Origin of the sequence: Halomonas sp. AOP43-D1-4, assembly GCF_052446175.1 — a bacterium.
GTDB classification, from domain to species: Bacteria; Pseudomonadota; Gammaproteobacteria; order Pseudomonadales; family Halomonadaceae; genus Vreelandella; species Vreelandella citrativorans.
Window position 1 is genome coordinate 1 of sequence record NZ_JBQSVY010000010.1, and the last position, 22,208, is coordinate 22,208.

The following is a 22,208-nucleotide window of genomic DNA, read 5'->3' on the forward strand; positions in this document are numbered from 1 at the left end:
TATAAATGGTTGATCACAAGGAACGCCTTGGCTAACGATGTGCGGGAGCTATATGGAAGTTAAGCGGCGTACAATATTATTCGAAAAAGCCTGTGCAAATGCGATCACGGCTGTCCAACTCTTTCCCTGCTTCATAGGAGAAGGTGCGCCTTAACCTATTATAGGCAAGCCTTGGACAGGCGTGAGGCTAGCTAAAAACCGCTATCCCCTTGTGCATGATGTAATATCTACTCACCTGCGGCAGTTTCAATCCAGGTTTGAAACGATGCTTTTATTGATATACTGGTTAAAAGATAATTTTCTTCTGCTGTTATTATTTAATAGGTGGTGTTGTCGGATAATATATCTATGCTGCTGTGTATCTTGTTCTTTTTATGTGTATCTTGTTCTTTTTATGTGTATCTTGTTCTTTTTATGTGTATCTTGTTCTTTTTATGTGTATCTTGTTCTTTTTATGTGAATTTTGTTATTTTGTTGGGCGTTTAATATTAGGCCGGAAGATGAGCTTTTGTGGGCGCTTTAAGATCCAAGGTAGCCATATAGCGCAAGGACAGCGTATTAAGGAAGAGCAAATAAGGATATTTGTGGTACACAAGGAAGCATGAACAGGATGTTCGTGGTGTAGGATTATGGAGGAACTAATCATCCCCGGCCAGCAATGGCCGGGGTTTTTTTAATACTCTTTTGAAAAGATTGCTCGCTAATTAAGGTGTGGGTAACAGCAGCGGCATAATAAAATAAACAAACAGCGTAATCGCAATAGCGCTTACGAGGTTCATGGCAAATCCCGCTTTGGCCATTTGTTTAATAGAAATACGCCCTGTGGAAAATACAGCGGCGTTAGGCGGGGTGGATATCGGCAACATAAAGGCGCACGTAGTGGCGAGAGCAACCGCCACCATTAATCCGAGCGGATTGCCGGTCGTGATGGCTGCAGCCATGCCCGCAGTAATGGGCAGTGCCATATTTGCCGTTGCAGTATTAGAAATGATTTCCGTCAAGAACAGCATTAACAGCACCATAATTAGCAGTAGCCAGAAGTAATTGACGCCATCCAGTAACTGCAGTTGCTCGCTGATCCAACCGGTCAAATCGCTGGCGATGAACGCAGCAGCGAGCGTCATACCCCCGCCCCAAAGTATAAACAAGCCCCACGGCAAGCCCTTCATATCGTCCCAAACCAGCAGGGCGCGTTTTTCGTTGTGGGCAGGAATGACAAACAACGCAATGGCGGCGGTTACCGCAATAATCGTATCGTTAATAGGCAGATCAAAAAACGGTGCCAGCCAGCCGCGTAATGCCCAGGCCAGTGCCGTTGCCACAAATACGCCCAAGACACGCTTCTCTTCCTGGCTCATGGGTCCAAGGGCCGCAAGCTCCTGAGCTACAAAATCAATTTCAAGCGGCGTATTGGGTATTTTGGTGTATATCCGCGTGAGATAGACGTACAAAATCGCCAGTAAGATCAGCGTGAGTGGCAGCGCGAAAATCATCCACTGCAAGAAGCTGATTTCTACCCCTTCAAAAAACTGCGGGATCATGGCCACTACGATGGCATTGGGCACTGAGCCGATAATGGTTGCCAGCCCGCCAATCGAGGCTGAATAAGCAACGGTTAGCAGCAAAATACGTGCAAAGCTATCGCGATGATGGCGTTCAAACTGGTCGCGTTCGTCTAATTCATTGGTTAGCGCGACGGCAATAGGCAGCATCATAAGCGCTGTGGCGGCGTTGGATATCCACATGGATAAAAACGCCGAGGCAATCAAAACGCCTAATACGATGCTGCGCAGGCTGTTGCCAATGCGGTTGACGATAGACAGGGCGATGCGTCGGTGCAGGTTCCAGCGCTCAATGGCAATGGCCAGAATAAACCCACCCATGTACATGTAAATAACCGGGTTGGCGTAGCCCACAACGGCTTCGTCCAACACCATCACACCGCTAAGCGGCAGTACCAACATGGGTAGAAAAGAAGTAACAGGGATAGGAACCGGCTCTGTCACCCACCAGGCGCCCATCCATACGGTTAATGCCAGCACCGTGCGGGGGGCTGGATCAATCAGCGTGTCTGGCAGCAGTACCTGTATCAGTACAAAAAGAAGTGGTCCCGCTAACAGTGGTACCCAGTGGCGCCAATTTGACAATGACATTCCCATACTCGTCTCCTGACGCTATTGCATGAATTTATTGATAGTTTGCTAACAATAAGAAGCGGGCATGCTACCACTTTCGTTTATACGCCGTTGGTTGTAGATTTTTAGACTTTGGTATAAGGATGTGGAGTGTCTGCCAGCGTTGCTTTCACTCAGCGTGGTAATCAATAGCAAATTGAGAGGGTGCAAGGGTTGGGGCGTTATTTGGCGGGAAGCATAAAAAGTAACATGTCGTATTGTTAGAGTTATTGGCGTTTAACTTTTTATTTGGCTCTTATTGTGCGTGAAGATTAACTATCTTTAAGTATAAGTAGCGCGTAATGCCGGGGCCTACGTTGGCTATTGGCAACCATCTTTTAGAGATTAAGGGCTTTTAAACTTTTTCTATCTCAGGTTAATGTATTTGACACATTTAAGGTTCAAGGTAGGTAGCACCACACGGAAACGTGGTTAGGAAGAACAAGCAAGGAGTGCTTGTGGTCGCCAGGGATGCACGAACAGGACGTTCGCGAGGAAAGATTACAGAGGAACCGATAAAGCCCCAGGCTGTGATGCCTGGGGCTTTCTTATTGCAACGTGCTAATAAAACGTACTAATGAAAATGAACAGCGCGGTTATTTGTCCTCGTTGTTCTCAGGTTTTGCATGCCCCTGGTGGCTAAGTGCGCTTGCTTGGTCAAGGCGCGGATGGTTATCCAAAAATTCACGCTCAAGGTTGGGCAGTTTGTCCAGCGCTTGTAAGGTATGCGTGAGCGCATGGATAGCGGCCAGTACGTCCTGGGTGTTTCCAGTTTCCGAAATGGTGTGCATATTGCGGATCGGAAAACCGATGGAGGTCGCGGCGCTATCGATAGAGGCCAGCACGCCTGCCATGCCGTCGGTGCCTGTATCGACGCCCACCATATCGCGCTGCATCGGAATATCCTGCTCTTTGGCGGCGCTGGCGATGATGCGGTTTAACTGCTCACTGGCAATCGAACCTACCGACATGGTAAAGCCTTTGCCCATTTCCAGCGGCTGCATGCGTTTATCGCCGATACCCGGCGCGGCTACGTAGTCGTGGTTAACGTCCACGCCAATCAGCGCATCGGGTTTTAGCTCACCAGCCATTACCCGGCTACCAAAGCGGCCAATCTCTTCGTAGCTTGCAATCGCAAACATAATGCGCACGTTGTCAGTGCCGCCTGCCTCGGCGATTAACCGCGCTACTTCAGCCGTTACAAAACAGCCCAGGCCGTTGTCCAGGTAGGCGCCGTAGAAGGTGTCGGGGCTGAAGCCGGGGCGGATAGGGCGGTCAAAAATAATCGAGTCACCCGGACGCACGCCTAAATTAAGCACTTGCTGCTTTTTGTTCTCGCCGTGAATTTGCAGGTCCAGGTAGATCTGCTCTTTCTTAATGCCTTTGTCGCCGGTGCGCGCTGCTGGGTCGGAAAAGTGAATGGCGCCGAGTGCTTCAACGGTGCCACCCTCAATCGAGCGGTAGCTGCCCGGTTTTTCGGGGTCTTCGCTGAACAGCTTCACTTCATGGCCGATCAGCACGGAAGGTAAAAAGGAGTCGGTGTTGATCCAGATTTTACCGTCTTCGCCGATAGAGCGTACCTGCATACGGATCTTGTCCGCATGGCCGATAATCATGACCTTGAACATATCATCGCGGTTAGGGTGGGTATCCAGCACCACGCCTGCGTTGCCCTTGAACTGATGAAGGTGCCAGCTTTTGGGGGCAAATGTCTCAAAGTAGGGCTTTAAGACGCCATAGGTCATGGCCCCTTCAAGGCCAACCGGGCTAGGTGCGGCCAGGATGTCGCGCATCAGCTTGAACTGCGCTTCGGGCATCGGCTGTGTCCAGGGCTTGGCGTTATCGCTCATTAAAACTCTCCATGGGGTTATCTGTGTAACTAGTCTGCCAGATTCATCAGGCTCTTCCACCATTAGACGATGTGGGCCGCGCCGTGTACACGTAATATGCAGGCTAATTAACTAGAAACAACGGTTAAGCCAAAACAGCGACAGGAGAGAGCATGAGTGCGGCATCGCTACGCGTTCAGCGCTATAGAGTATTGTTGGCGGGCGTTTGCAGTCAGCTTTTGTGTGTTGGCATTGCCCGCTTTGCCTATACGCCATTGCTGCCGATCATGCAGCAGCACACCTGGATGGGCGACGCGGATGGTGGCTGGCTAGCGGCGCTTAATTACGCGGGCTATATGCTGGGCGCGGTGCTGGCCGCCTCGATTCGCAGTATTTACATCAAAGACACGCTTTACCGTATTGGCCTGGTGCTGGCGGTGCTGACAACCGTGGGCATGGCTCTTACGGAGAACTTCTGGCTATGGGCGGCGCTGCGTTTTTTGGCGGGGCTTTCCAGCAGTGCGGCCATGCTTTTGGCGTCTGGGCTGATCCTTCACTGGTTGATGAACCATCACCAGCGGGGAGAGCTGGGGATTCATTTTGCGGGGCTGGGGTTAGGCATTGTACTGGCTGCTGTGGCGGTAGAGTTAATGCTGGCGTTCTCGCTTGACTGGCAAAGCCAGTGGTGGATTTTTGGCGTATTGGGCGCGGTGCTGTTGGTACCTGCCTGGCGATGTCTGCCACGCCCGGTAAAGCCGGTTGCAGGTGCGCATCAAAAAGCATTGCCGGCTGCCAAGCCGCCTTCGCGTACCTTTATGCGCTTAATGTTGCCCGCCTATTTTTGTGCCGGGTACGGCTATGTGATTAACGCCACGTTTATTGTCACCATCGTTGAGCGTGAACCGCTGCTTGCGGGCGCGGGTAACTGGACGTTTGCTGTGGTCGGTTTAGCGGCCGCACCTGCCGTTATGCTGTGGGATTTGGTGGCGCGGAGGCTTGGCTATTTGGGGGCGCTGGTGGTGGCCATGTCGATCCAGGCCGTGGGGATTGTATTGCCTGCTATCTCCTCAAACCTGGTGGTTGTGCTGCTCAGCGCGGTGCTATACGGCGGTACTTTTCTAGGCTGCGTGAGTTTGGTGCTGACCATGGCTGGTAGGCTTTACCCGGCAAGCCCTGCGCGCTTAATGGGCCAAATGACGCTGGCGTATGGCGCCGCGCAGATCTTTGCACCCGCCTTAACCGGCGTGCTGGCTGAGGCTTCGGGCCACTATACCGTGGGCCTTTGGCTGGCCGGTGGCTTTGTCATGTTGGGGGCGGTGCTATTGGTGTGGCTGCGATGCGTGGACCAAACTGCTCAGCGGCTGGATGCCGAGGCGAAAGCGCTGTCTGTAATGCGCTAATTGAAGCGCTAAATGATGAGCGAATGGGGCAGGCCAGGAAGAAGCCAGGGGCGTCAGGCGGTCGTTTTCAGAAAAGAGTTAACGAGTTTTGTGCTTTTGAGCCGAAATCCTCTAGGATAAACGCTTTTTTTACACCAGAAGGATAGTCATGGCGTCTTCCGAGCAACCACGCATCCAGTGGCTGGGCCGCTGGGGGTTCGTGCTCGCCGCTACCGGTTCGGCGGTAGGGCTGGGCAACATCTGGAAATTCCCGTATATCACCGGCGAGTATGGCGGTGGCGCGTTTGTGCTTGTCTATCTGGCGTGCATTTTTGCGGTGGGCGTGCCGGTAATGATGAGCGAAATCGCTTTCGGGCGGCGCGGGCGCGGTAGCCCCATTGATGCGATTCGTCGAGTGGTTAACGAGTCCGGTCGCTCATCGGCGTGGTCGCTGCTTGGCTGGATGGCCATGCTGTGCGGCTTTTTGATTCTGTCGTTCTACGTGGTCGTGGCAGGCTGGTCGTTTTCTTATCTGTGGAAGATGTTAACCGGTGGTCTGGTGGGCACCAGCGTTGACGACATGGCCGCCGTGTTTGGGGAAAACAACGCCAACCCGCTCAGCCTAGGCTTCTGGAGCACGCTTGTTACGCTGGTGACCATGATTATTGTGGGCAAAGGCGTTCAGGAGGGGATCGAGAAAAACGTCAGTTGGATGATGCCAGGCCTGGTCATCATGCTGATACTGCTGATTGTGTACGGCGTGTTTTCCGGTGGCTTTGGTGACGCAGTACGCTTTTTGTTCTCCTTTAAGGCGGGGAGCCTCTCGAGTGAAGGGATGTTGGCCGCGCTTGGCCATGCGTTCTTTACCTTATCGCTTGCCTCGGGTGCCATTCTTACCTACGGAAGCTACCTGCCCAAAGGCGCCTCCATTGGGCGCACCACCATTAGCGTCGCCATTGCAGACACGGCCGTTGCCTTGATGGCGGGGCTGGCGATCTTCCCGGTAATTTTTGCCAATGGCATGGACCCAGGTGAAGGCCCCGGGCTTATCTTTATGAGCTTGCCGCTGGCGTTCCAGGCCATGCCGCTGGGTACGCTGTTTGGGATTCTGTTTTTCGCCATGCTCTCCATGGCCGCGCTGACATCGTCCATTTCGATGGTCGAGGCGACCGTTTCCTGGCTCTGCGACAACAAAGGGTTCTCACGCCGCAGTGCTGCGTGGAGCACGGGGATTGTTCTTTGGTTGATTAGTACCGCTGCCATGCTCTCCTTTAACCTGGGCGCTGATTGGACGTTGGCAGGCAAGACCTTCTTTGACTGGCTGGACTACATCACTTCACGCTGGATGATGCCGTTGGGTGGGTTAGGCACCGTCATACTGGCAGGCTTTGTCCTAAAGAGTGAAACGTTCCGCGACGAGCTGGGGCTATCGCCTCTGCCCTATACGCTATGGCTTGCCATGGTGCGTTATGTCAGCCCGCTGGGTATTTTGGTTATTTTCGCTGATGCGTTAGGGCTGTTTACCGTTACTTTTTCAGTTCATTGGCCGTGGTTGTTAGCTATCCTGCTGATCATGATGGCGCTGGGCGAGTGGTTGAGTCCTCGTCTGCGTCAGGCGTTAACGACACGCTAACGGATTCTCCCCAGCCAACGCTGCTGCTGAGCAATGAGTGACGGCTCATCCAGCGGCGTTTGGCAGGTGATTTGAGTCTCTTCCTGAGATCGTAGTTGAAATCACAGCGGTTACTTGCGTAAAGCAGATTGCTTGATAGCACCAGGATGGGTGCCTGCCTTCATCAACTCGTCCCAGCGTGTGGTGTAGCGGCCTGAGCGGTGCCCGCAGCGTAGCTGCCAAGCGGCATCGGCATCCGTTATACCAAAGCTGATGGTGCCTTGCCCCATACGCTGATTGATATTGTCCAGGGTGGCCATTAAGTAAGGGTATCGGTTCCGCGGCGGTTGATGTAGCAACGAGAGCTGGTGCTGCTCGGCATCAACCAGATCCAGCAGCATCACACCTGCCTTCATAAACCGGTAGCCTGGCCGGTAAACCTGTTCAACCCCTTGGTGAACGGCCTCAAGAATTGTGCGCGTATCATCGCTGGGTGAGGGCAGGGGCACCATGGTGTGAGGAAAATACTGGGGTTGGTCTCGGCGGTGGCGGTTGGTGTTTAAAAAAATCATCACGGCTCGCGTTAGGCTGTGCTGCTGACGGAGTTTTTCGGCGCTGCGCTGGGCATGTTGGCGTAACGCGTTATGTACTTCTGTTTTACTGCCGGTTGATTGGCCGAATGAGCGCGACGTCATAATGCGGTGGCGCGGTTGATCCAGCGCATTCATCTGCAGGCAGGGCGTACCGCGCAGCTCCAGCGCCGTGCGGGCCAGCACTACCGAAAAATGTTTGCGCAGTAGCCGAAGGTCAGCCTCACGTAAGTCCCAAGCGGTATTAATATTACTGATCGCTAACCGCTCAGCAATCCGGCGCCCAACGCCCCATACGCTGCCCACCGGTGTCTGTTTAAGCAAGGCGATCGTTGCCGCATCTTTTCCCGTTAGCAGGCACACGCCTTGATAGTGAGTCGCCTGCTTGGCCAGGTGGTTGGCAAGCTTCGCCAGTGTATGCGTAGGGGCCAGCCCGACGCATACCGGCAGGCCTAAATGACGCCGAATCCGCCGACGCAGCCATTCGCCCAGGGTTTGGCACTGCTGGTTGCTGAACGCCTCCAGGTAAATAAACATTTCATCAATGGAGTACGGCGACACGGCTGGGCAGGTATCGCGCAGTAGCTGGCACAGCCTGGCCGACATATCGCCATACAGCTCATAGTTGGATGACTTGAGGTAAATGTCACCACGCTTACGCAGGCTTTCGAGCTTAAACGATGGCATGCCCATGGGGATGTCCATGGCTTTCATCTCGGCAGAGCGGGCGATGATACAGCCGTCGTTGTTCGACATAACGCCCACCGGCTTGCCTTCCAGCGCAGGATCAAACACACGCTCACAACTGACGTAAAAGTTGTTGGCATCGACCAGGCCGATCATCGGACATACTCATGAATGACAGCACGCACTACTCCCCAGAGCTGGCACTCGGTGCCTTCCAAAGGAAGCGGCGGGTAGTGAGGATGCGCAGAGCAGAGATGCGGCGTATTTTGGTAGAGGGCGTAGCGCTTAATCAGCACTTCCTCTTCAAACATGGCAACCAGAATGTGCCCTAGCCGAGGCTTAATGCTGCGGTCAACGACCAGCAGGTCGCCATCAAAAATCCCCCAGCCTTCCATACTGTCACCAGCGGCGGAAAGGTAGAACGTCTGGGTAGGGTTTTTAATTAACCGCGTGTTGAGGTCGAGCGTACGCGGTTCGTAATCCTGCGCTGGTGATGGAAAGCCGCTAAAGCCCGCACGGCCTTGTAACGATGAAAAAGGCAACGGCTGAGACGTTAACGGCAAGGTGGGCACGAGCGTCGATGGAGGCAACGACATCGTCGGCATCCTCACTGAATATAGTGTGTATGTATATACAGTATTTATTCGTGAGGTTTAAATTGCAAGCGTTGAGCGGCGATTAGGCAAGCCTAGCGCGCTAGCCACAACCCCACGACGATGGCACTAACAACAGCAATAAAAAAAACAAGGTTACGGGCGCGTGTATCGCGGCGTGGTTTCATGGCAGCACCATTAGCAAGGGTTGGGGAAAAGCGGCGGAAGAATTGCGCCTGGCATGGTAACGTTTGTTACTGATACCGTCATCCAGACATTGCCTGAAAGCTGAATTCAGGAACATTAAAGGCGTCGCGTTATTTGCCAACGAGATGACCACTTCATCAGGAAAACAATGTATGCGTGAACCGACACTCCAGCACGCGTCTCGACACACTGCGCAACCGCTGGTGCTTGCGCAAGGGCGCTTGGCCGCACTGGGCTGGGGCCGCGTGGATGCACCTGTCTGGCTGGCGCTACACGGCTGGCTGGATAACGCGGCAAGCTTTAGCCGCTTGGCTCCGCTTTTGGCAGATGCGCTGGATATCCGCGTGGTAGCCATTGATTTTCGTGGCCATGGACACTCCCAGCATGCCGCTTTCGGAAGCGACTATGCGTTGTGGGATTACTGCCACGACGTGCTTGATGCGCTGGACGCGCTAGGTATTGAACAGGCTTCTTTACTGGCCCACTCCATGGGCGCGGCGGTTGCCTGCCTACTGGCCGCCGCCATGCCAGAGCGTATTGCCCGGTTAACCTTGATTGACGGGCTGGGGGCGTTGAATACGCCTGCGGAAGAAACTGCCAGCCAGTTGCGCAAAGGGCTTATTGCCCATCGTCGCCCGCTTTCCCGCCCACCACGCTATGCTGATATCGAAAGTGCGGTTGCCGCGCGGGTAGCCGGTGGCGTCACCACGCTGGATAGTGTAGCGGCGATGCCGTTGGTTGAGCGTAATACGCAAGCAACTGCCGATGGCTATCTACAAATGTGTACGGATAGTCGACTGCTAAAACCCTCTCTGGTGCGCTTTACCCCTGAGCAGGTGCTGGCTCTGTTAGCGTGTATTCAGGCGCCGGTACTACTGATTGAAGGCGAGCAGGGTATTTTAGGAAAGCGTGCCTGGGCCGAGCAGGCGCGCTTGGCGGTTAATGATCTGACCCGCCATGTGTTGCCTGGCGGGCATCATCTACATTTAGAATCTAAAGCGGTTGCCGCTGTGGCGGAACTCGCCACCGCCCACTGGGAGGCAGCCGTGTAAAGCGGTTATACGGTCGGCTCAAGAGCAATAGGAATAGCCAATGAATCAACTGACGCACGCGGGTAGCGGGAAAAAAGTGGCTTTGGTGTTGGGCAGTGGCGGGGCGCGCGGTTATGCCCATATCGGTGTCATTGAAGCCCTGGAAGCACGAGGCTTTGAGATTATTTCAGTGGCGGGATGCTCCATGGGCGCGCTGATTGGTGGCATTTACGCTTCTGGCAAACTGCCCGAGTATCGCGAGTGGGTCTGTAATCTCGATTATTTGGACGTACTAAAGCTGGTGGATGTGACCTGGAGCCCGATGGGTGCCATGCGTGCCAATAAGGTGATGAGCAAGTTGGAAGCGTTGGTAGGCGATGTGCTCATTGAGGATTTGCCTATTCCGGTGACAACGGTGGCGACTGACCTAGTTCGCCAGCGCGAAGTGTGGTTTCAAAATGGCCCGTTACTGCGCGCCATTCGTGCCTCTATCGCCATTCCTGGCGTCATTACGCCGGTCAATGTTGGTGATCAGGTGCTGGTCGATGGCGGGCTGCTTAATCCGCTGCCTATCATGCCGGTTATTTCTGCCCACGAAGCAGACCTGGTGATTGCGATTAACGTAACGGCACATAGCCCGCAGCCGGTATCGTTGGAAGAGCTCCTGCCTCGTGAGCACGAGGAAAATGACAGCCGAACGGCGCAAGAGCGTGACCGTGATGAAAAGATTGGCGGCTGGATGAGCGACGTGCGCCAAGCCACCCTGCGTTTATGGGAGGGACTTGGCAGCAGTGAAGAGGACAGCGGCGTGGAAGCTGGCGCTGAAGAGAGCGTTGAGACGCGAGGCAAGCGCGAGTGGAGCAAGCTCGATATGATTTTAGAGTCGTTTGATATTACCCAAGCGGCCCTGGCAAAATACAAAATTGCCGGTTATCCGCCCGATATATTGATCGAGATTCCCAAGACAGTATGCAGTACGTATGAGTTTCATCGCGCCAAAGACTTGATCCGCCTGGGGCGGCACTTGGCCGATGAGGCGCTGGAGCGGCGCATGCCCAGCATTGCCTCGGATGCGACAGAGTGAGGCAGCGAGCCACTGGAAAAGTGCCAGTAGAGCAGTGAAGAGAGCGGTTGAGCGGCGTTACGCCCCGCGCTTACGCAGCAATATATAGACTGCTCCGGTGCCGCCATCAATATCAATGGCCGAGCAAAAGGCCAGCACCCCCGGCCATTCGCGTAACCAGGTATTGGTGTGACTCTTAAGCACCGGAAAATCTGAAGTGGTGCCCCACGCCTTGCCGTGAACCACCAGCACGCAGCGCAGCCCTTGGCTTGATGCATCGCGCAAGAAGCTTTCAAGCTCCGCGCGGGCTTCTTCAAGCGTGTAGCCGTGCAGGTCAAGCCCCGCCTGCCACTCGGTTTGGCCACGCTTTAACTGGCTGAAGGTACGCCAGGGTAAATCGGGCACGCTAAACTCAAGGTACTCAGACGGGCGCACGGCCTCGACCCGGCCATCCGATGTGCGGCCGCTGGCTTGTACTGTGCTGTTTTGAACCGCCGCATTACGCCGCGCCTGTTGGGCTTCATCATTGCGCTTGGGCTTGCCGGGGTCGGCTTGATTATGTGCAATACGGCGTACGCCTGCTGCTTGCAGCGCCTGGCGAAAAGCGCTGATATCGTCATCGTTGGGCAGGTGGCGTCGCGTCATATCAAGCTCAAAGTGTGAAAAGGAAGAAAGAGTAAAACAAGAAAGCATATAAACTGCCGACAGTATAGCGAGCTGAGCGGCGCTGTGAACCGGGCGGCGTCAAAGGTACAATCTTTACAGGTACAATCTTTTCTTTATCAATGAGTGTAGCCGCATGTGGCTGCATGTATGGTTTTCGTTTATCAGGAGTCGCTGTGACCACGCACCTCAATGCTGAGACCTCTCACTCAACCCTTTCGTTGCCGGATACGGCGTTGGTGAGCGATCTTTTTACACTACGCGACTATCTGCGCTGGGTATCCAGCGAGTTCTATCTGGCCGGACTGCACTATGGCCACGGCACCGAGTCTGCCTGGGATGAAGCCGTTGCGCTCTGCCTGGGGGCACTTCATCTGCCCTGGAACGTCGACCCCGCCGTTTTGGAAGCACGGCTTTTGCCTGTTGAGCGCCAGCGTATTATCGCCCTGACCCGGAAGCGGGTAGCCAGCCGCCAGCCATTGCCGTACCTGCTGGGCGAGGCCTTTTTTGCAGGTCACCCCTTCAATGTTGATGAGCGAGTGCTGATTCCGCGTTCGCCGATTGCCGAACTGATCGAAGACGGTTTTTCGGCCTGGTTCCAGGAAGAGCCGCCGGAGAGCGTGCTGGATTTATGCACCGGCTCTGGTTGTATCGGCATTGCAACCGGCCTTTATTTGCCTACCTGCGAAGTGACGCTTGCCGATATTAGCCAGGATGCACTGGCCGTCGCCCGAGAAAACATTACCCGCCATGACGTGGGTGACCGGATACGGGCGGTCGCCTCGGATGTGTTTGACGGGCTGGAAGGCCAGCGCTTTGACCTGATTGTTTCCAACCCGCCCTACGTCGATGCGCGCGATTTGGCTACCATGCCCGCCGAGTTCCGCCATGAGCCCGCACTGGCACTGGGTGCCGGTAAAGATGGCCTGGATATTGTGCGGCGTATTTTGCGCGAGGCGCGCAGCCATTTGAGCGATACAGGTTGGCTGATTGTCGAAGTGGGCAATTCTGACCGCCATGTGGAGGCTGCGTTTCCCGACGTGCCTTTCCTGTGGCTTGACTTCGAGCGCGGCGGCCAAGGCGTATTTGCTTTGAGCGCCGATGAACTCGACGCCCATGCGGCGTCTTTTGCGTAAGGAATGAACGCCCATGTCTGGCAATAGTTTTGGCAAGCTGTTTACCGTTACCACCTTTGGAGAGAGCCATGGCATTGCGCTGGGCGCCATTGTCGATGGTTGCCCGCCGGGGCTTGCGCTGTGTGAAGAGGATTTACAGCGCGACCTGGACCGTCGTCGCCCAGGTAGCTCTCGCCACACCACGCAGCGCAAAGAGCCTGATCAGGTGAGGATTTTATCGGGCGTGTTTGAGGGAAAAACCACCGGCACCTCGATTGGCCTACTGATCGAGAATACCGACCAGCGCTCCAAGGACTACTCGAAAATCAAGGAGCAGTTCCGCCCCGCCCATGCGGACTACACGTACCACCATAAATATGGCCACCGTGACTATCGGGGTGGCGGCCGCTCAAGCGCCCGCGAAACGGCCATGCGGGTAGCCGCGGGTGCTATCGCCAAGAAGTACCTGGCCGCCCAAGGCGTACAAATTCGTGGCTATATGAGCCAGCTGGGCCCCATAAAAATTGAGTTTAAGCAGTGGGAGGCCGTCGAGCAGAATGCGTTTTTCTGCCCCGATCCCGCCAAAGTAGCCGAGCTTGAAGCGTATATGGATCAGCTGCGCCGTGACCAGGATTCCGTCGGTGCCGAGATTACCGTGGTCGCTGAGGGCGTTCCGGTCGGGCTGGGTGAGCCGGTGTTTGATCGCCTGGATGCTGAGCTGGCGCACGGTTTGATGAGTATTAATGCGGTAAAAGGTATTGAGATTGGTGCGGGTTTTGAATCCGTTGCCCAGCGCGGTAGCGAGCACCGAGACGAGATGACGCCGGAAGGCTTCTTGTCCAATCATGCCGGTGGCATATTGGGCGGTATTTCCAGTGGGCAACCGATTGTGGCCAGGCTGGCGCTTAAGCCGACCTCCAGCATTACGACACCTGGGCGTTCCATTGATGTTAACGGCCAGCCGGTCGAGGTGATTACCAAAGGTCGCCACGACCCTTGTGTGGGGATTCGCGCCACGCCGATTGCCGAAGCCATGATGGCGATTACATTGCTTGACCACTGGCTGCGCCAGCGTGGGCAAAACGGTGAGGTTAGCGTTGATACACCCCGTTTAGCACAGCGTTAAAGCGGCGTACGGCTTGGCGTAACGCTGCTACACTCAAGGAAGATGGCTGAGGAGTAACCCATGAAGATTAACGTTGAGTTTGATCTGACCCCGGATGAATTTCGTCAAGCATTGGGGCTTCCTGATGTAGAGGCATTCCAGCAAAGCCTGCTGGAAAATATTCAGCGGCAAATGGAGTCGGGTGCAGAAGGGTATGACCCCATGAGTTTGATGCGCCCCTTTTTGCAGCAGCCCATGATGCAGCAGGGGCTTTCTCAAGGGTTGGCCAACTTTGGAACTTACCAACAGATGATGTTGGATATGTTGCGCCAGGCAGGCAATGCCAGCGGTACCGCCTCTGATGATCAAGCGGCGGACAATGATGCGTCGAGCAGCGGGGGAGCGCCTAATGCCAAAGCAACGGCGTCCTCGCGTTCGCGTGGTAAAGGAAAAACCGAGTAATGTGGCGAGGTGCGTAACGGCCAGTTAATGAGCGCCGTCATCCAGGGCTCTTGAAAACAGTGTTATTGAAAACAGGGTTCTTGAAAACAGGGTTCTTGAAAACAGTGTTATTGCAAAGCACCCGGTCAAGGATTACTCTTTTTGCAGTGCAGCAAATCACTTCGTAGGGGGGGCGCGAAAGCGCCCACACTCTGAAACGGAAGAGGATTAGACACTATGCAAGACGATATGATGGACGCTTTTAACGCCCAGACCCGCCAAATGTTTGAGCCCATGCGCAAGATTAACTCGCTGATGCTCAACAACATGGAAAAAATGACCCAGTATCAACTGGAAGCCATGAAGCGCTATAGCCAAATGGGCACCGAGCGCATCCGCAGTGCCACCAGCATTCAAGATGCAGAAAGCCTGCGTGATTTCGGCACCCAGCAGGCTGAAATCATGAACGAGCTTTCCCAGCAAATGCAGGAAGACGCCCGTGCTATGGGCGAGATGAGCCTGCAGTTCAAAACGGAAATGGAAAAACTCTTCAGTGATGCCGGGCAGCAAATGACCGAGCAGGCGACCGCCGCCGCAAAAGGCCAACAGCCTGGTGCTTCTGGATCCGCCTCGAGCCAGTCTTCACGGAAAAAATAAGAAGTCGGCTAACTCACGGCGCCTCTAGGCGCCGTATTGTTATAAGGGGATTCAGTATGCAGGGGTGGAAACGACCATTGCACGACATGTTTCAGCAGGGAGTGTCTCAAGAAGACATTGAGGCATGGAATACGCAACTGAAAGAGGCCGCTGAGCAGTACCAGGGGCTTATGCAGGATCTGCTGGCACGCATGGCCCCAAGCGAGGCGGCCGACTCGGTATATAGCGATATGCGTAAAAGCTTCGAGGCGGGTGCGCAGGCATTAATGAATAACCCAACCTTGCTGTGGCAAACCCAAGCGCGCCTGCTGCAAGATCAGTGGCTGCTATGGCAGCAAAGCATGCGTGCTTTGTCTGGTGAGCAGGTCACACCGCTGATTACCCCCTCCAAAAGCGACCGGCGCTTTAAAGACGATGCCTGGACGCAAGACCCTCACTATGCGGCGATCATGCAGCAGTACCTGCTGTTTTCGCAGGTAGTAGAAGAACTGATCGAAAGCCTTGAAGGCATGGATGACCTCCAGAAACGAAATCTGGGGTTTTATGCCCGTCAGCTCGTCAATGCCATGTCGCCCACCAATTTCGTTTCTACTAACCCTGAGGTGATGCGGCGAACGCTGCAAACTCGTGGGCAAAATCTGGTAGAAGGGTTATCTCGGCTGCGTGAAGACCTTGCCAACTCAGCGGAAGGCATCAATGTGTGTATGACCGAGCGCAATGCGTTTGGCATCGGGGAAAACATCGCGGTTACCCCCGGGGCAGTCGTGTATGAAAACGAGTTAATTCAACTGATTCAGTACACGCCCACCACTGAGAAGACCTTTAAAACGCCGCTGTTAATCGTGCCGCCCTGGATCAACAAGTATTACATCCTTGACCTGCGCCAGGACAATTCCATGGTCAAGTGGATGGTGGACCAGGGCCACACCGTATTTTTAATTTCATGGCGCAATCCTGGTCCTGAACAGCGTGACATTACCTGGGCCGATTACATGCAAATGGGGCTGATCAGCGCGATTAGCGCCATTGAGGATGCCTGTGGTGAGAAGTCGGTCAACCTGGTGAGCTACTGCGTGGGCGGCACCCTGACGGCTTCGACCGTTGCTTATCTAACAAGTACCCGCAAGGGGCGAAAGGTGAAGTCGGTCACCTACATGGCCACGCTGCAGGATTTTCGTGACCCCGGCGATATCGGCGTTTTCCTGAACGAAGCCGTGGTGCAAGGGCTTGAGCAAACCATGCAGCTAAAGGGCTACCTGGATGGTCGCTCGATGGCTTACACCTTTAACCTGCTGCGTGAAAATGATCTTTTCTGGTCGTTTTATATCAATAACTACCTGAAAGGAGAGATGCCCGCCGCCTTTGACCTTCTCCACTGGAATACGGATGGCACGAATCTACCGGCGGGCACGCATGCCTGGTATTTACGCCACATGTATCTTGAAAACCGTTTGGTCGCGCCGGGGGGTATTGAGCTTGATGGCGTAAAAATTGATTTACGCAAAATCTCCACCCCCAGTTATTTCGTGTCGACCAAAGAGGACCATATCGCCAAGTGGAACAGCACCTATTATGGGGCGTTGCTGCCTAAAGGCCCCGTCACGTTTGTATTAGGTGGCTCGGGGCATATCGCCGGTATCGTTAATCCACCGCAAAAGAACAAGTACGGTTATTGGAGTAACGACGCTCAGCCAGAAAGCCATGAAGCGTGGCTTGAAACAGCGGCGTTTAATGAGGGTTCCTGGTGGCCGCACTGGCAGGCATGGATGACACAAAATGGTTATGCGGATACCCAGAAAATGGTGCCCTCGCGCACACCCGGCGACGGTAAGCTTGAGGTGATTGAGTCAGCACCAGGGCGCTATGTCAAAATGACCATTCCTGACGTGCTAAGCGAACAGGGCAGCCTATAAAGGCTGCTCCGATTATCCGGGTATTCTACAAAAAAACTATCCTTCTCATGTTTAAGCGAGGTGCTAACAATGCCGCCCACTACCCGTTACTCATTAGCCCCCGCGTTTAGCGCACAACACCGTCCTAATAACCATGGCGCTTGCTGCTGTGGTTCACCCGTCTTACAGCACTTTCATGAGCGCGTTATGGCAGAGATTGCTCGCCGCGAAATGCTGGGTGGGCCGGCAGCGGTCATGGCGCTGTTTGCAGGTGTACATACGCCACACGTGGTTGACCAGCCCTCAAAAGCGCATGACGGCCCTGTGCTACTCACCAACTTAACGCTTTTTGATGGAAGTGGTGGCCCGTTGCGCGATGGCGTATCCGTTAAGGTAGAGGATGGGCGGGTCAGCGCTATTCTTGAAGGTAATGCTGGCGCCGAGTCCGGGGACGTTATCGACTGTGATGGGCGCGTGTTGATGCCTGGCTTAATCGATGCGCATTGGCACTCCACGCTAGCCGCTATTACACAGATGGAAGCCATGAGCGCGGATATTGGTTATATCCATTTGGTCGCCGCAAAAGAGGCCGAGCGAACGCTGATGCGAGGGGTTACGTCGGTCAGAGATGTGGGAGGGCCGTCATTTGCACTGAAGAGAGCCATTGACGAAGGCATCGTGAACGGACCGCGGATATTTCCCGCAGGCGCCATGATTTCCCAGACATCCGGGCACGGTGATTTCCGAATGCGGCACGAATTGCCTCGTGGTAGTACAACCCCGCTAAGTTACACGGAGCAGCAAGGGGTCGCCATGATTGCTGACGGTGAAGCTGAAGTGCTTAGGCGCACGCGTGAGCAGTTGATGCTGGGGGCTTCTCAAATAAAGCTGATTGCGGGTGGTGGCGTCGCGTCATTTTATGATCCGCTCGACAGTACGCAGTTTAGCGAGCGCGAGCTTCGCGCAGCGGTTGAGGCAGCCGGTGACTGGGGCACGTATGTCATGGTTCATGTCTACACCTCCCGGGGTATTCAGCGTGCCCTGCGGGCAGGCGTACGCTCAATTGAACATGGTCAGTTGGCAGATGAAGAGACCGTTCGAATGATGGCCGGTGAAGATGTGTGGTGGAGCCTTCAGCCTTTTCTGCAGGATGAAGATTCCAACGTTTACCCGGATGCGGCACGCCGAGAGTCTCAGCGGCAAGTTGCCGAAGGAACGGTTCGCGCGTATGAAATGGCCCAGCGATTTAACGTTAAAACTGGCTGGGGAACGGATATTCTCTTTAATCCTCAAAATACCCCCAACCAGCTGCATCACTTGGCTAAGCTAACGCGTTTCTACGACCCGTTGACCGCATTGGCAATGGCGACGGGGCGTAACGGGGAACTACTTTCTCTCTCGGGGCCGCGTAACCCGTATCCGGGAGTGCTTGGGCGTATTGAGCCTGGTGCGCTAGCCGACCTGCTGGTCGTTGATGGTGATCCAAGCAAAGATCTTGATTTTCTTAAAGATCCAGAGCGTAACTTGCGCATGATTATGAAAGCTGGGCGTGTTTATAAAGATTGTTTGCAGCAATAGCTTGGCAAGATCGTTTATAAATATCGATTTTAAGTGCTTGATCGGTTGTTTGTTTATGTTGAATCAATCAAGCACTGACCGCTTTTCCGGCCATTAATAGAAGTGTTGGTTTTAGGACAACCTTGCTGGTTTAAATGTTTTTAACGCGGTAGGTGGGATTTCAGTAGGCCCCACGTCTATTTCCGGGCTTAAGGAGATAGACGTTGAACTCTTTTTAGGGGCTATTTGCAACCGCTGTTCCCATGCTTCTGGCGCCCTCTGTGTGGCAAACACAAACCGCGACTTAGCCGCGTTCTCGCCTAATATCGGCAGGCCGAGGGTGCTGTCATAATGTCGCAGGAGGGTTGTAGAACACCTGGATGGCGCTATGGTAGCCAAAGATTTATAACGACATACGATAGGCCAGTACGTGCGAGCTTGGCGCGTGTGCCGTTTAACCGTGTTTATTTAAAGGGAGCATCGAAGTAATGGCGAACAAGGCATTGAATGTCATGGCCCAACGAGTGACTCAGCGGCTGGCGTTAAGCGTGTTAGCACTGCTATTAACGGCAGGCGTTGCGCAGGCGCAGACGCTTGAAGTAAGCAATGCTCGGTTAAGCCTGCTGCCTGGTAACACGCCCGGTGCGGGTTACTTTGAGCTTTATAATACGGGCGATGAAACCGTCACGCTGGTGGGCGCTCAAAGCCCTGCCTTTGATAGTGTTGAAATACATGTTAGCTCCGAGCACGACGGTATGGCCCATATGCACGAGCTTACATCGCTTGAAATTGCTTCAGGCGAGCGTTTTGAGTTTGCTCCTAAAGGTCATCATCTGATGTTTATGCGCCGCGTTGAGCCCTTAAACGTAGGTGATGACGTTGACGTGGTGCTTGAGTTTAGCGATGAACAGCAACTGCCCGTTACCTTTAATGTTGTCTCTCCAGCATCGATGTAAAGGCCAGGAATAGGAACCCTATATGTACAAGTTGTTGTTCGCCGCGTTGGCGTCTCTTTTACTGGCTGGTTGTAGTGATCAGAGCTGGCGTACCACCGACGTTGCCGACATTATGCCGTCGCTTGATTTTTCACTGGTGGATGATAACGGCGACAGCGTCCAGGCGGATGAATATCTGGGTAAGCCAGCGCTTGTCTATTTTGGCTACACGTTTTGCCCCGATGTTTGCCCCATTACCCTGGCAAGATTAGGCGATGCGATCAGACAGCTGGATGATGAGACGCGCGACGAGGTTCAGGTGCTGTTTATTTCGGTCGACCCGGCGCGTGACACGCCCGAGGTGCTAAAGCGCTATACCAATGCCTTTGGCCCTGAGTTCACTGGCTTGACCGGCGATAAAGCCGACATTGATGCGATCACCAACCGTTACCGCGTTGCTTACGAATACGGTGAAGAGAATGAGAATGGTGACTACCTGGTAACACACTCCAGCGCTGTTTTTGCCTTTGATCGAGAGGGGAATGCACAGTTCCTGGTGCGGGATAGCCACCCGATAACGGATGTTCAGGCGGATATCACACGGCTGATAGAAAAAAGCTAACGCCGCTTGGAGTAGCCCCAGGGAGCTAAACAGGTAGTAGACGTAGGTAGAAAAAGTCTGTAGCAAAAAAGGGGCGACTGATGATCAGTCGCCCCTTTTTATGTGCCGTTTACTTGGCTAATACCTGGCAACGAAAGCGATTTAGCAGACGGCAGAGAGGCCGCAGCGCGACTTGTACAGACGAGAGTTAATATCCAGTTCGATATTCTCACTGTCTTTATCATAGAAAAAGGAGGCATAGCCATTGTCAGAAGAGGTTGTGCGATAGAGGCCGCAGATGCCATAACCATACTGCACTTCCTGCAGCTGCGAGAGCTCAATATCATGGGATGTCCCCAGCTTATTTGCCAGAGCGTGTTGAATGTCATCGCCAACATGGCTGTCAGACATAACCTGGCCACCGAAGATAGCGCCCGCCAGCACGACAGTAAGCGCCAGCGGCATCACGACAAGTAGTAAAAAAGGACGAGATTTCAACATAGCGGTATTCCTATGCCAGCTAGAATCAAAAAAGTGCCCTATTGTAGCGTGTCATGTTGAAGGTTCCTATCGACCGCGACAACGTGTCAAGCGAAGGCCTGGTAGCAGCATTAGCCCCGCTAGTAGCCATGCTGGCCAGCTCCCGGTGCGGGTGAAAGGTGTTAACCCCTCCATCGCATAGAACTCACCCACTAACGCTGTCGTTTCAAACTGGGGCGCTTGAGCAACGATGCTTCCGTGGGCATCAATAATCGCTGTAACGCCGTTACTGGTGGCGCGTATTACATAGCGACCATTTTCAAGTGCTCTAAGCCGTGCCATTTGCAAATGCTGGAAAGGGCCAATGGAGGCGCCAAACCAGGTGTCGTTGGAAACCGTCAGCAGCACATCGCTGTCCTGAGCGCGACGCGCCACAAGCTGCGGATAGATGATTTCATAACAGATCGCGTTGCCCAGGCGAATGCCGGAGGCCTGCATGGGCGTCTGATGCGATGCGCCTTTGGTAAAGCTCGACATCGGCAGGTCAAAAAAGTCGATAGCACCGCGCAGCACGCTTTCAAGCGGTAGGTATTCGCCAAAGGGCACCAGGTGCTCTTTTTGATAACTGCCTTCAACGTTGCCAATGCCCACCACGCTGTTGTAGTAGCGGTTAGCCTCATCCAATTGAACGATGCCTGTCACCAAGGCAACGCCTGGCGGAAGGTTAGCCTGAACGCGCTCCAGGACCGGACGTGCCTGAGTTTCCATCATGGGAAGTGCGGTTTCTGGCCAGATAATTATGTCAGTTTCATCGGCGACTTCAGCGGTCAGTCGGCTGTAGGTATTCGCTGCGATGCGCTGGCCGTCTGGCGTCCATTTTAGCAACTGCGGGAGGTTGCCCTGAAGTAAAGCAACCCGAGTCGGTGTGCTGGAAGGGGTGGTCCACAGTGCAGGCAAGGCCAGCGGTATCAGCCAGATCGCCAGTAACGGGGCCAGTGCCCACCACTGGCGGCGCAGAAGCACGTTAGCCGCCAGTGTGCCGCTAAGCACCACCAGCAGGGAAAGCAGGTAAACACCGCCAATTGGTGCCCAGCTTGCCAAGGGGGAATCGACATAGCCTGAGCCCATTAGTAGCCAAGGGAAGCCTGTGAACAGGTAGGTGCGCAGCACTTCACCCAGCACCCAGGCACCGGCAAACGTTAGCCATGCCAATCGCGGGGTGGTAAAGCGCCGGTAAAGCCAGAAAGTGCCCGCATAAAAAAGGGCCAGTACGGCGACAAAAAGTGCGGTCAGCAACACTGCCAGCGGCACGCCGGTATAGCCGTAATCATGAATGGAGATATAGACCCATGAGGCGCCGCTGGCAAAGAGTGCAATGCCATAGAGCCAGCCTTTAAGCGCTGCCTGGGCAGGCGTTAAGGTATGAATCCCTACGTAAAGCAGGGCAATCGCTACCGGGCCAAGCCACCATAGTTCAAATGGTGAAGCGGTTAGCGTGGTAAAGCCGCCCGCAACCAGGGCCAGTAACAGTTGAAGCATAAAGGCGGGTGTTGGCCCCATGAAATATCCTGTCAATACGTGGTTAATCGGTAAGCTG

General features: G+C 54.3%; 19 protein-coding genes. 12 read left to right on the forward strand and 7 right to left on the reverse strand.

Annotated elements, in window-relative coordinates:
- Positions 1–704: 704 nt before the first annotated feature.
- Positions 705–2,153: an SLC13 family permease gene (locus ACT3RQ_RS12000; protein ID WP_444639454.1), complete on the reverse strand. Its 1,449-nt coding sequence runs from the start codon at positions 2,151–2,153 to the stop codon at positions 705–707.
- A 617-nt stretch (positions 2,154–2,770) separates the two neighbouring features.
- Positions 2,771–4,024 carry a M20/M25/M40 family metallo-hydrolase gene (locus ACT3RQ_RS12005; RefSeq protein WP_441679057.1) on the reverse strand — a complete coding sequence of 418 codons (1,254 nt, stop codon included), beginning with the start codon at positions 4,022–4,024 and terminating at the stop codon, positions 2,771–2,773.
- Between the two features lie 152 nt (positions 4,025–4,176).
- On the opposite strand from ACT3RQ_RS12005, the gene ACT3RQ_RS12010 reads away from it, so the two are divergent.
- Complete coding sequence (locus tag ACT3RQ_RS12010) at positions 4,177–5,403, forward strand: YbfB/YjiJ family MFS transporter (protein ID WP_444639455.1); 1,227 nt, start codon at positions 4,177–4,179, stop codon at positions 5,401–5,403.
- A gap of 148 nt (positions 5,404–5,551) precedes the next feature.
- On the forward strand, positions 5,552–7,015 hold the full coding sequence (locus ACT3RQ_RS12015) for a sodium-dependent transporter (RefSeq protein ID WP_172117150.1): 1,464 nt from the start codon (positions 5,552–5,554) through the stop codon (positions 7,013–7,015).
- A gap of 110 nt (positions 7,016–7,125) precedes the next feature.
- On the opposite strand, the gene ACT3RQ_RS12020 is transcribed toward ACT3RQ_RS12015, so the two are convergent.
- Together ACT3RQ_RS12020 and ACT3RQ_RS12025 are read right to left on the reverse strand one after the other, a co-directional pair.
- Positions 7,126–8,427, reverse strand: a complete 1,302-nt coding sequence (locus ACT3RQ_RS12020; RefSeq protein WP_444639456.1) for a Y-family DNA polymerase — start codon at positions 8,425–8,427, stop codon at positions 7,126–7,128.
- Positions 8,424–8,867: a LexA family protein gene (locus ACT3RQ_RS12025; protein ID WP_087106828.1), complete on the reverse strand. Its 444-nt coding sequence runs from the start codon at positions 8,865–8,867 to the stop codon at positions 8,424–8,426. The genes ACT3RQ_RS12020 and ACT3RQ_RS12025 overlap by 4 nt, the downstream gene beginning before the upstream one ends.
- Positions 8,868–9,223: 356 nt before the next feature.
- On the opposite strand from ACT3RQ_RS12025, the gene ACT3RQ_RS12030 reads away from it, so the two are divergent.
- Complete coding sequence (locus ACT3RQ_RS12030; RefSeq protein ID WP_444639457.1) at positions 9,224–10,123, forward strand: alpha/beta fold hydrolase; 900 nt, start codon at positions 9,224–9,226, stop codon at positions 10,121–10,123.
- Positions 10,124–10,163: 40 nt separating this feature from the next.
- A complete protein-coding gene (locus ACT3RQ_RS12035; RefSeq protein ID WP_193053085.1) occupies positions 10,164–11,186 on the forward strand; it encodes a patatin-like phospholipase family protein in 1,023 nt (340 codons plus the stop codon).
- Between the two features lie 57 nt (positions 11,187–11,243).
- Here ACT3RQ_RS12035 and ACT3RQ_RS12040 read toward each other — a convergent pair whose 3' ends face one another.
- The gene (locus ACT3RQ_RS12040; RefSeq protein WP_087106822.1) at positions 11,244–11,810 is read right to left on the reverse strand and encodes a Smr/MutS family protein; all 567 of its coding nucleotides are present in this window, start codon (positions 11,808–11,810) and stop codon (positions 11,244–11,246) included.
- Positions 11,811–12,004: 194 nt separating this feature from the next.
- Here ACT3RQ_RS12040 and prmB point away from each other — a divergent pair, with 194 nt between their 5' ends.
- From prmB to ACT3RQ_RS12080, 8 genes are all read left to right on the forward strand, one after another.
- Positions 12,005–12,964 carry a 50S ribosomal protein L3 N(5)-glutamine methyltransferase gene (gene prmB, locus ACT3RQ_RS12045; RefSeq protein ID WP_444639458.1) on the forward strand — a complete coding sequence of 320 codons (960 nt, stop codon included), beginning with the start codon at positions 12,005–12,007 and terminating at the stop codon, positions 12,962–12,964.
- Between the two features lie 13 nt (positions 12,965–12,977).
- Positions 12,978–14,069 carry a chorismate synthase gene (aroC, locus tag ACT3RQ_RS12050; RefSeq protein WP_172117145.1) on the forward strand — a complete coding sequence of 364 codons (1,092 nt, stop codon included), beginning with the start codon at positions 12,978–12,980 and terminating at the stop codon, positions 14,067–14,069.
- 60 nt (positions 14,070–14,129) lie between these two features.
- The gene (locus ACT3RQ_RS12055; RefSeq protein ID WP_444639459.1) at positions 14,130–14,510 is read left to right on the forward strand and encodes a hypothetical protein; all 381 of its coding nucleotides are present in this window, start codon (positions 14,130–14,132) and stop codon (positions 14,508–14,510) included.
- A gap of 216 nt (positions 14,511–14,726) precedes the next feature.
- Complete coding sequence (locus tag ACT3RQ_RS12060; protein WP_172117143.1) at positions 14,727–15,146, forward strand: phasin family protein; 420 nt, start codon at positions 14,727–14,729, stop codon at positions 15,144–15,146.
- Between the two features lie 86 nt (positions 15,147–15,232).
- Positions 15,233–17,059 carry a class I poly(R)-hydroxyalkanoic acid synthase gene (gene phaC / locus ACT3RQ_RS12065; RefSeq protein ID WP_444680608.1) on the forward strand — a complete coding sequence of 609 codons (1,827 nt, stop codon included), beginning with the start codon at positions 15,233–15,235 and terminating at the stop codon, positions 17,057–17,059.
- Between the two features lie 69 nt (positions 17,060–17,128).
- A complete protein-coding gene (locus ACT3RQ_RS12070; RefSeq protein ID WP_444639461.1) occupies positions 17,129–18,616 on the forward strand; it encodes an amidohydrolase family protein in 1,488 nt (495 codons plus the stop codon).
- Between the two features lie 467 nt (positions 18,617–19,083).
- Positions 19,084–19,551, forward strand: coding sequence for a copper chaperone PCu(A)C (locus ACT3RQ_RS12075; RefSeq protein ID WP_444639462.1), 468 nt, complete (start codon positions 19,084–19,086; stop codon positions 19,549–19,551).
- A gap of 22 nt (positions 19,552–19,573) precedes the next feature.
- Entirely contained in the window at positions 19,574–20,152 is a 579-nt protein-coding gene (locus tag ACT3RQ_RS12080) for an SCO family protein (protein ID WP_444639463.1), read from the forward strand.
- A 141-nt stretch (positions 20,153–20,293) separates the two neighbouring features.
- Here ACT3RQ_RS12080 and ACT3RQ_RS12085 read toward each other — a convergent pair whose 3' ends face one another.
- The gene (locus tag ACT3RQ_RS12085; RefSeq protein WP_444639464.1) at positions 20,294–20,632 is read right to left on the reverse strand and encodes a hypothetical protein; all 339 of its coding nucleotides are present in this window, start codon (positions 20,630–20,632) and stop codon (positions 20,294–20,296) included.
- Positions 20,633–20,698: 66 nt separating this feature from the next.
- Complete coding sequence (gene lnt / locus ACT3RQ_RS12090) at positions 20,699–22,171, reverse strand: apolipoprotein N-acyltransferase (protein ID WP_444639465.1); 1,473 nt, start codon at positions 22,169–22,171, stop codon at positions 20,699–20,701.
- Positions 22,172–22,208 lie beyond the last annotated feature (37 nt).

What these genes read in the sequence shown, in the direction of transcription:
- ACT3RQ_RS12035 (WP_193053085.1), top strand. Translation starts at nt 10,164, where the DNA reads ATGAATCAACTGACGCACGCGGGTAGCGGGAAAAAAGTGGCTTTGGTG.
- ACT3RQ_RS12015 (WP_172117150.1), top strand. Translation starts at nt 5,552, where the DNA reads ATGGCGTCTTCCGAGCAACCACGCATCCAGTGGCTGGGCCGCTGGGGG.
- lnt (WP_444639465.1), bottom strand. Translation starts at nt 22,171, where the DNA reads ATGGGGCCAACACCCGCCTTTATGCTTCAACTGTTACTGGCCCTGGTT.
- ACT3RQ_RS12020 (WP_444639456.1), bottom strand. Translation starts at nt 8,427, where the DNA reads ATGATCGGCCTGGTCGATGCCAACAACTTTTACGTCAGTTGTGAGCGT.
- ACT3RQ_RS12000 (WP_444639454.1), bottom strand. Translation starts at nt 2,153, where the DNA reads ATGTCATTGTCAAATTGGCGCCACTGGGTACCACTGTTAGCGGGACCA.
- ACT3RQ_RS12030 (WP_444639457.1), top strand. Translation starts at nt 9,224, where the DNA reads ATGCGTGAACCGACACTCCAGCACGCGTCTCGACACACTGCGCAACCG.
- ACT3RQ_RS12060 (WP_172117143.1), top strand. Translation starts at nt 14,727, where the DNA reads ATGCAAGACGATATGATGGACGCTTTTAACGCCCAGACCCGCCAAATG.
- phaC (WP_444680608.1), top strand. Translation starts at nt 15,233, where the DNA reads ATGTTTCAGCAGGGAGTGTCTCAAGAAGACATTGAGGCATGGAATACG.
- ACT3RQ_RS12080 (WP_444639463.1), top strand. Translation starts at nt 19,574, where the DNA reads ATGTACAAGTTGTTGTTCGCCGCGTTGGCGTCTCTTTTACTGGCTGGT.
- ACT3RQ_RS12010 (WP_444639455.1), top strand. Translation starts at nt 4,177, where the DNA reads ATGAGTGCGGCATCGCTACGCGTTCAGCGCTATAGAGTATTGTTGGCG.
- ACT3RQ_RS12070 (WP_444639461.1), top strand. Translation starts at nt 17,129, where the DNA reads ATGCCGCCCACTACCCGTTACTCATTAGCCCCCGCGTTTAGCGCACAA.
- aroC (WP_172117145.1), top strand. Translation starts at nt 12,978, where the DNA reads ATGTCTGGCAATAGTTTTGGCAAGCTGTTTACCGTTACCACCTTTGGA.
- ACT3RQ_RS12005 (WP_441679057.1), bottom strand. Translation starts at nt 4,024, where the DNA reads ATGAGCGATAACGCCAAGCCCTGGACACAGCCGATGCCCGAAGCGCAG.
- ACT3RQ_RS12075 (WP_444639462.1), top strand. Translation starts at nt 19,084, where the DNA reads ATGGCGAACAAGGCATTGAATGTCATGGCCCAACGAGTGACTCAGCGG.
- ACT3RQ_RS12040 (WP_087106822.1), bottom strand. Translation starts at nt 11,810, where the DNA reads ATGACGCGACGCCACCTGCCCAACGATGACGATATCAGCGCTTTTCGC.
- ACT3RQ_RS12025 (WP_087106828.1), bottom strand. Translation starts at nt 8,867, where the DNA reads ATGTCGTTGCCTCCATCGACGCTCGTGCCCACCTTGCCGTTAACGTCT.
- ACT3RQ_RS12085 (WP_444639464.1), bottom strand. Translation starts at nt 20,632, where the DNA reads ATGTTGAAATCTCGTCCTTTTTTACTACTTGTCGTGATGCCGCTGGCG.
- ACT3RQ_RS12055 (WP_444639459.1), top strand. Translation starts at nt 14,130, where the DNA reads ATGAAGATTAACGTTGAGTTTGATCTGACCCCGGATGAATTTCGTCAA.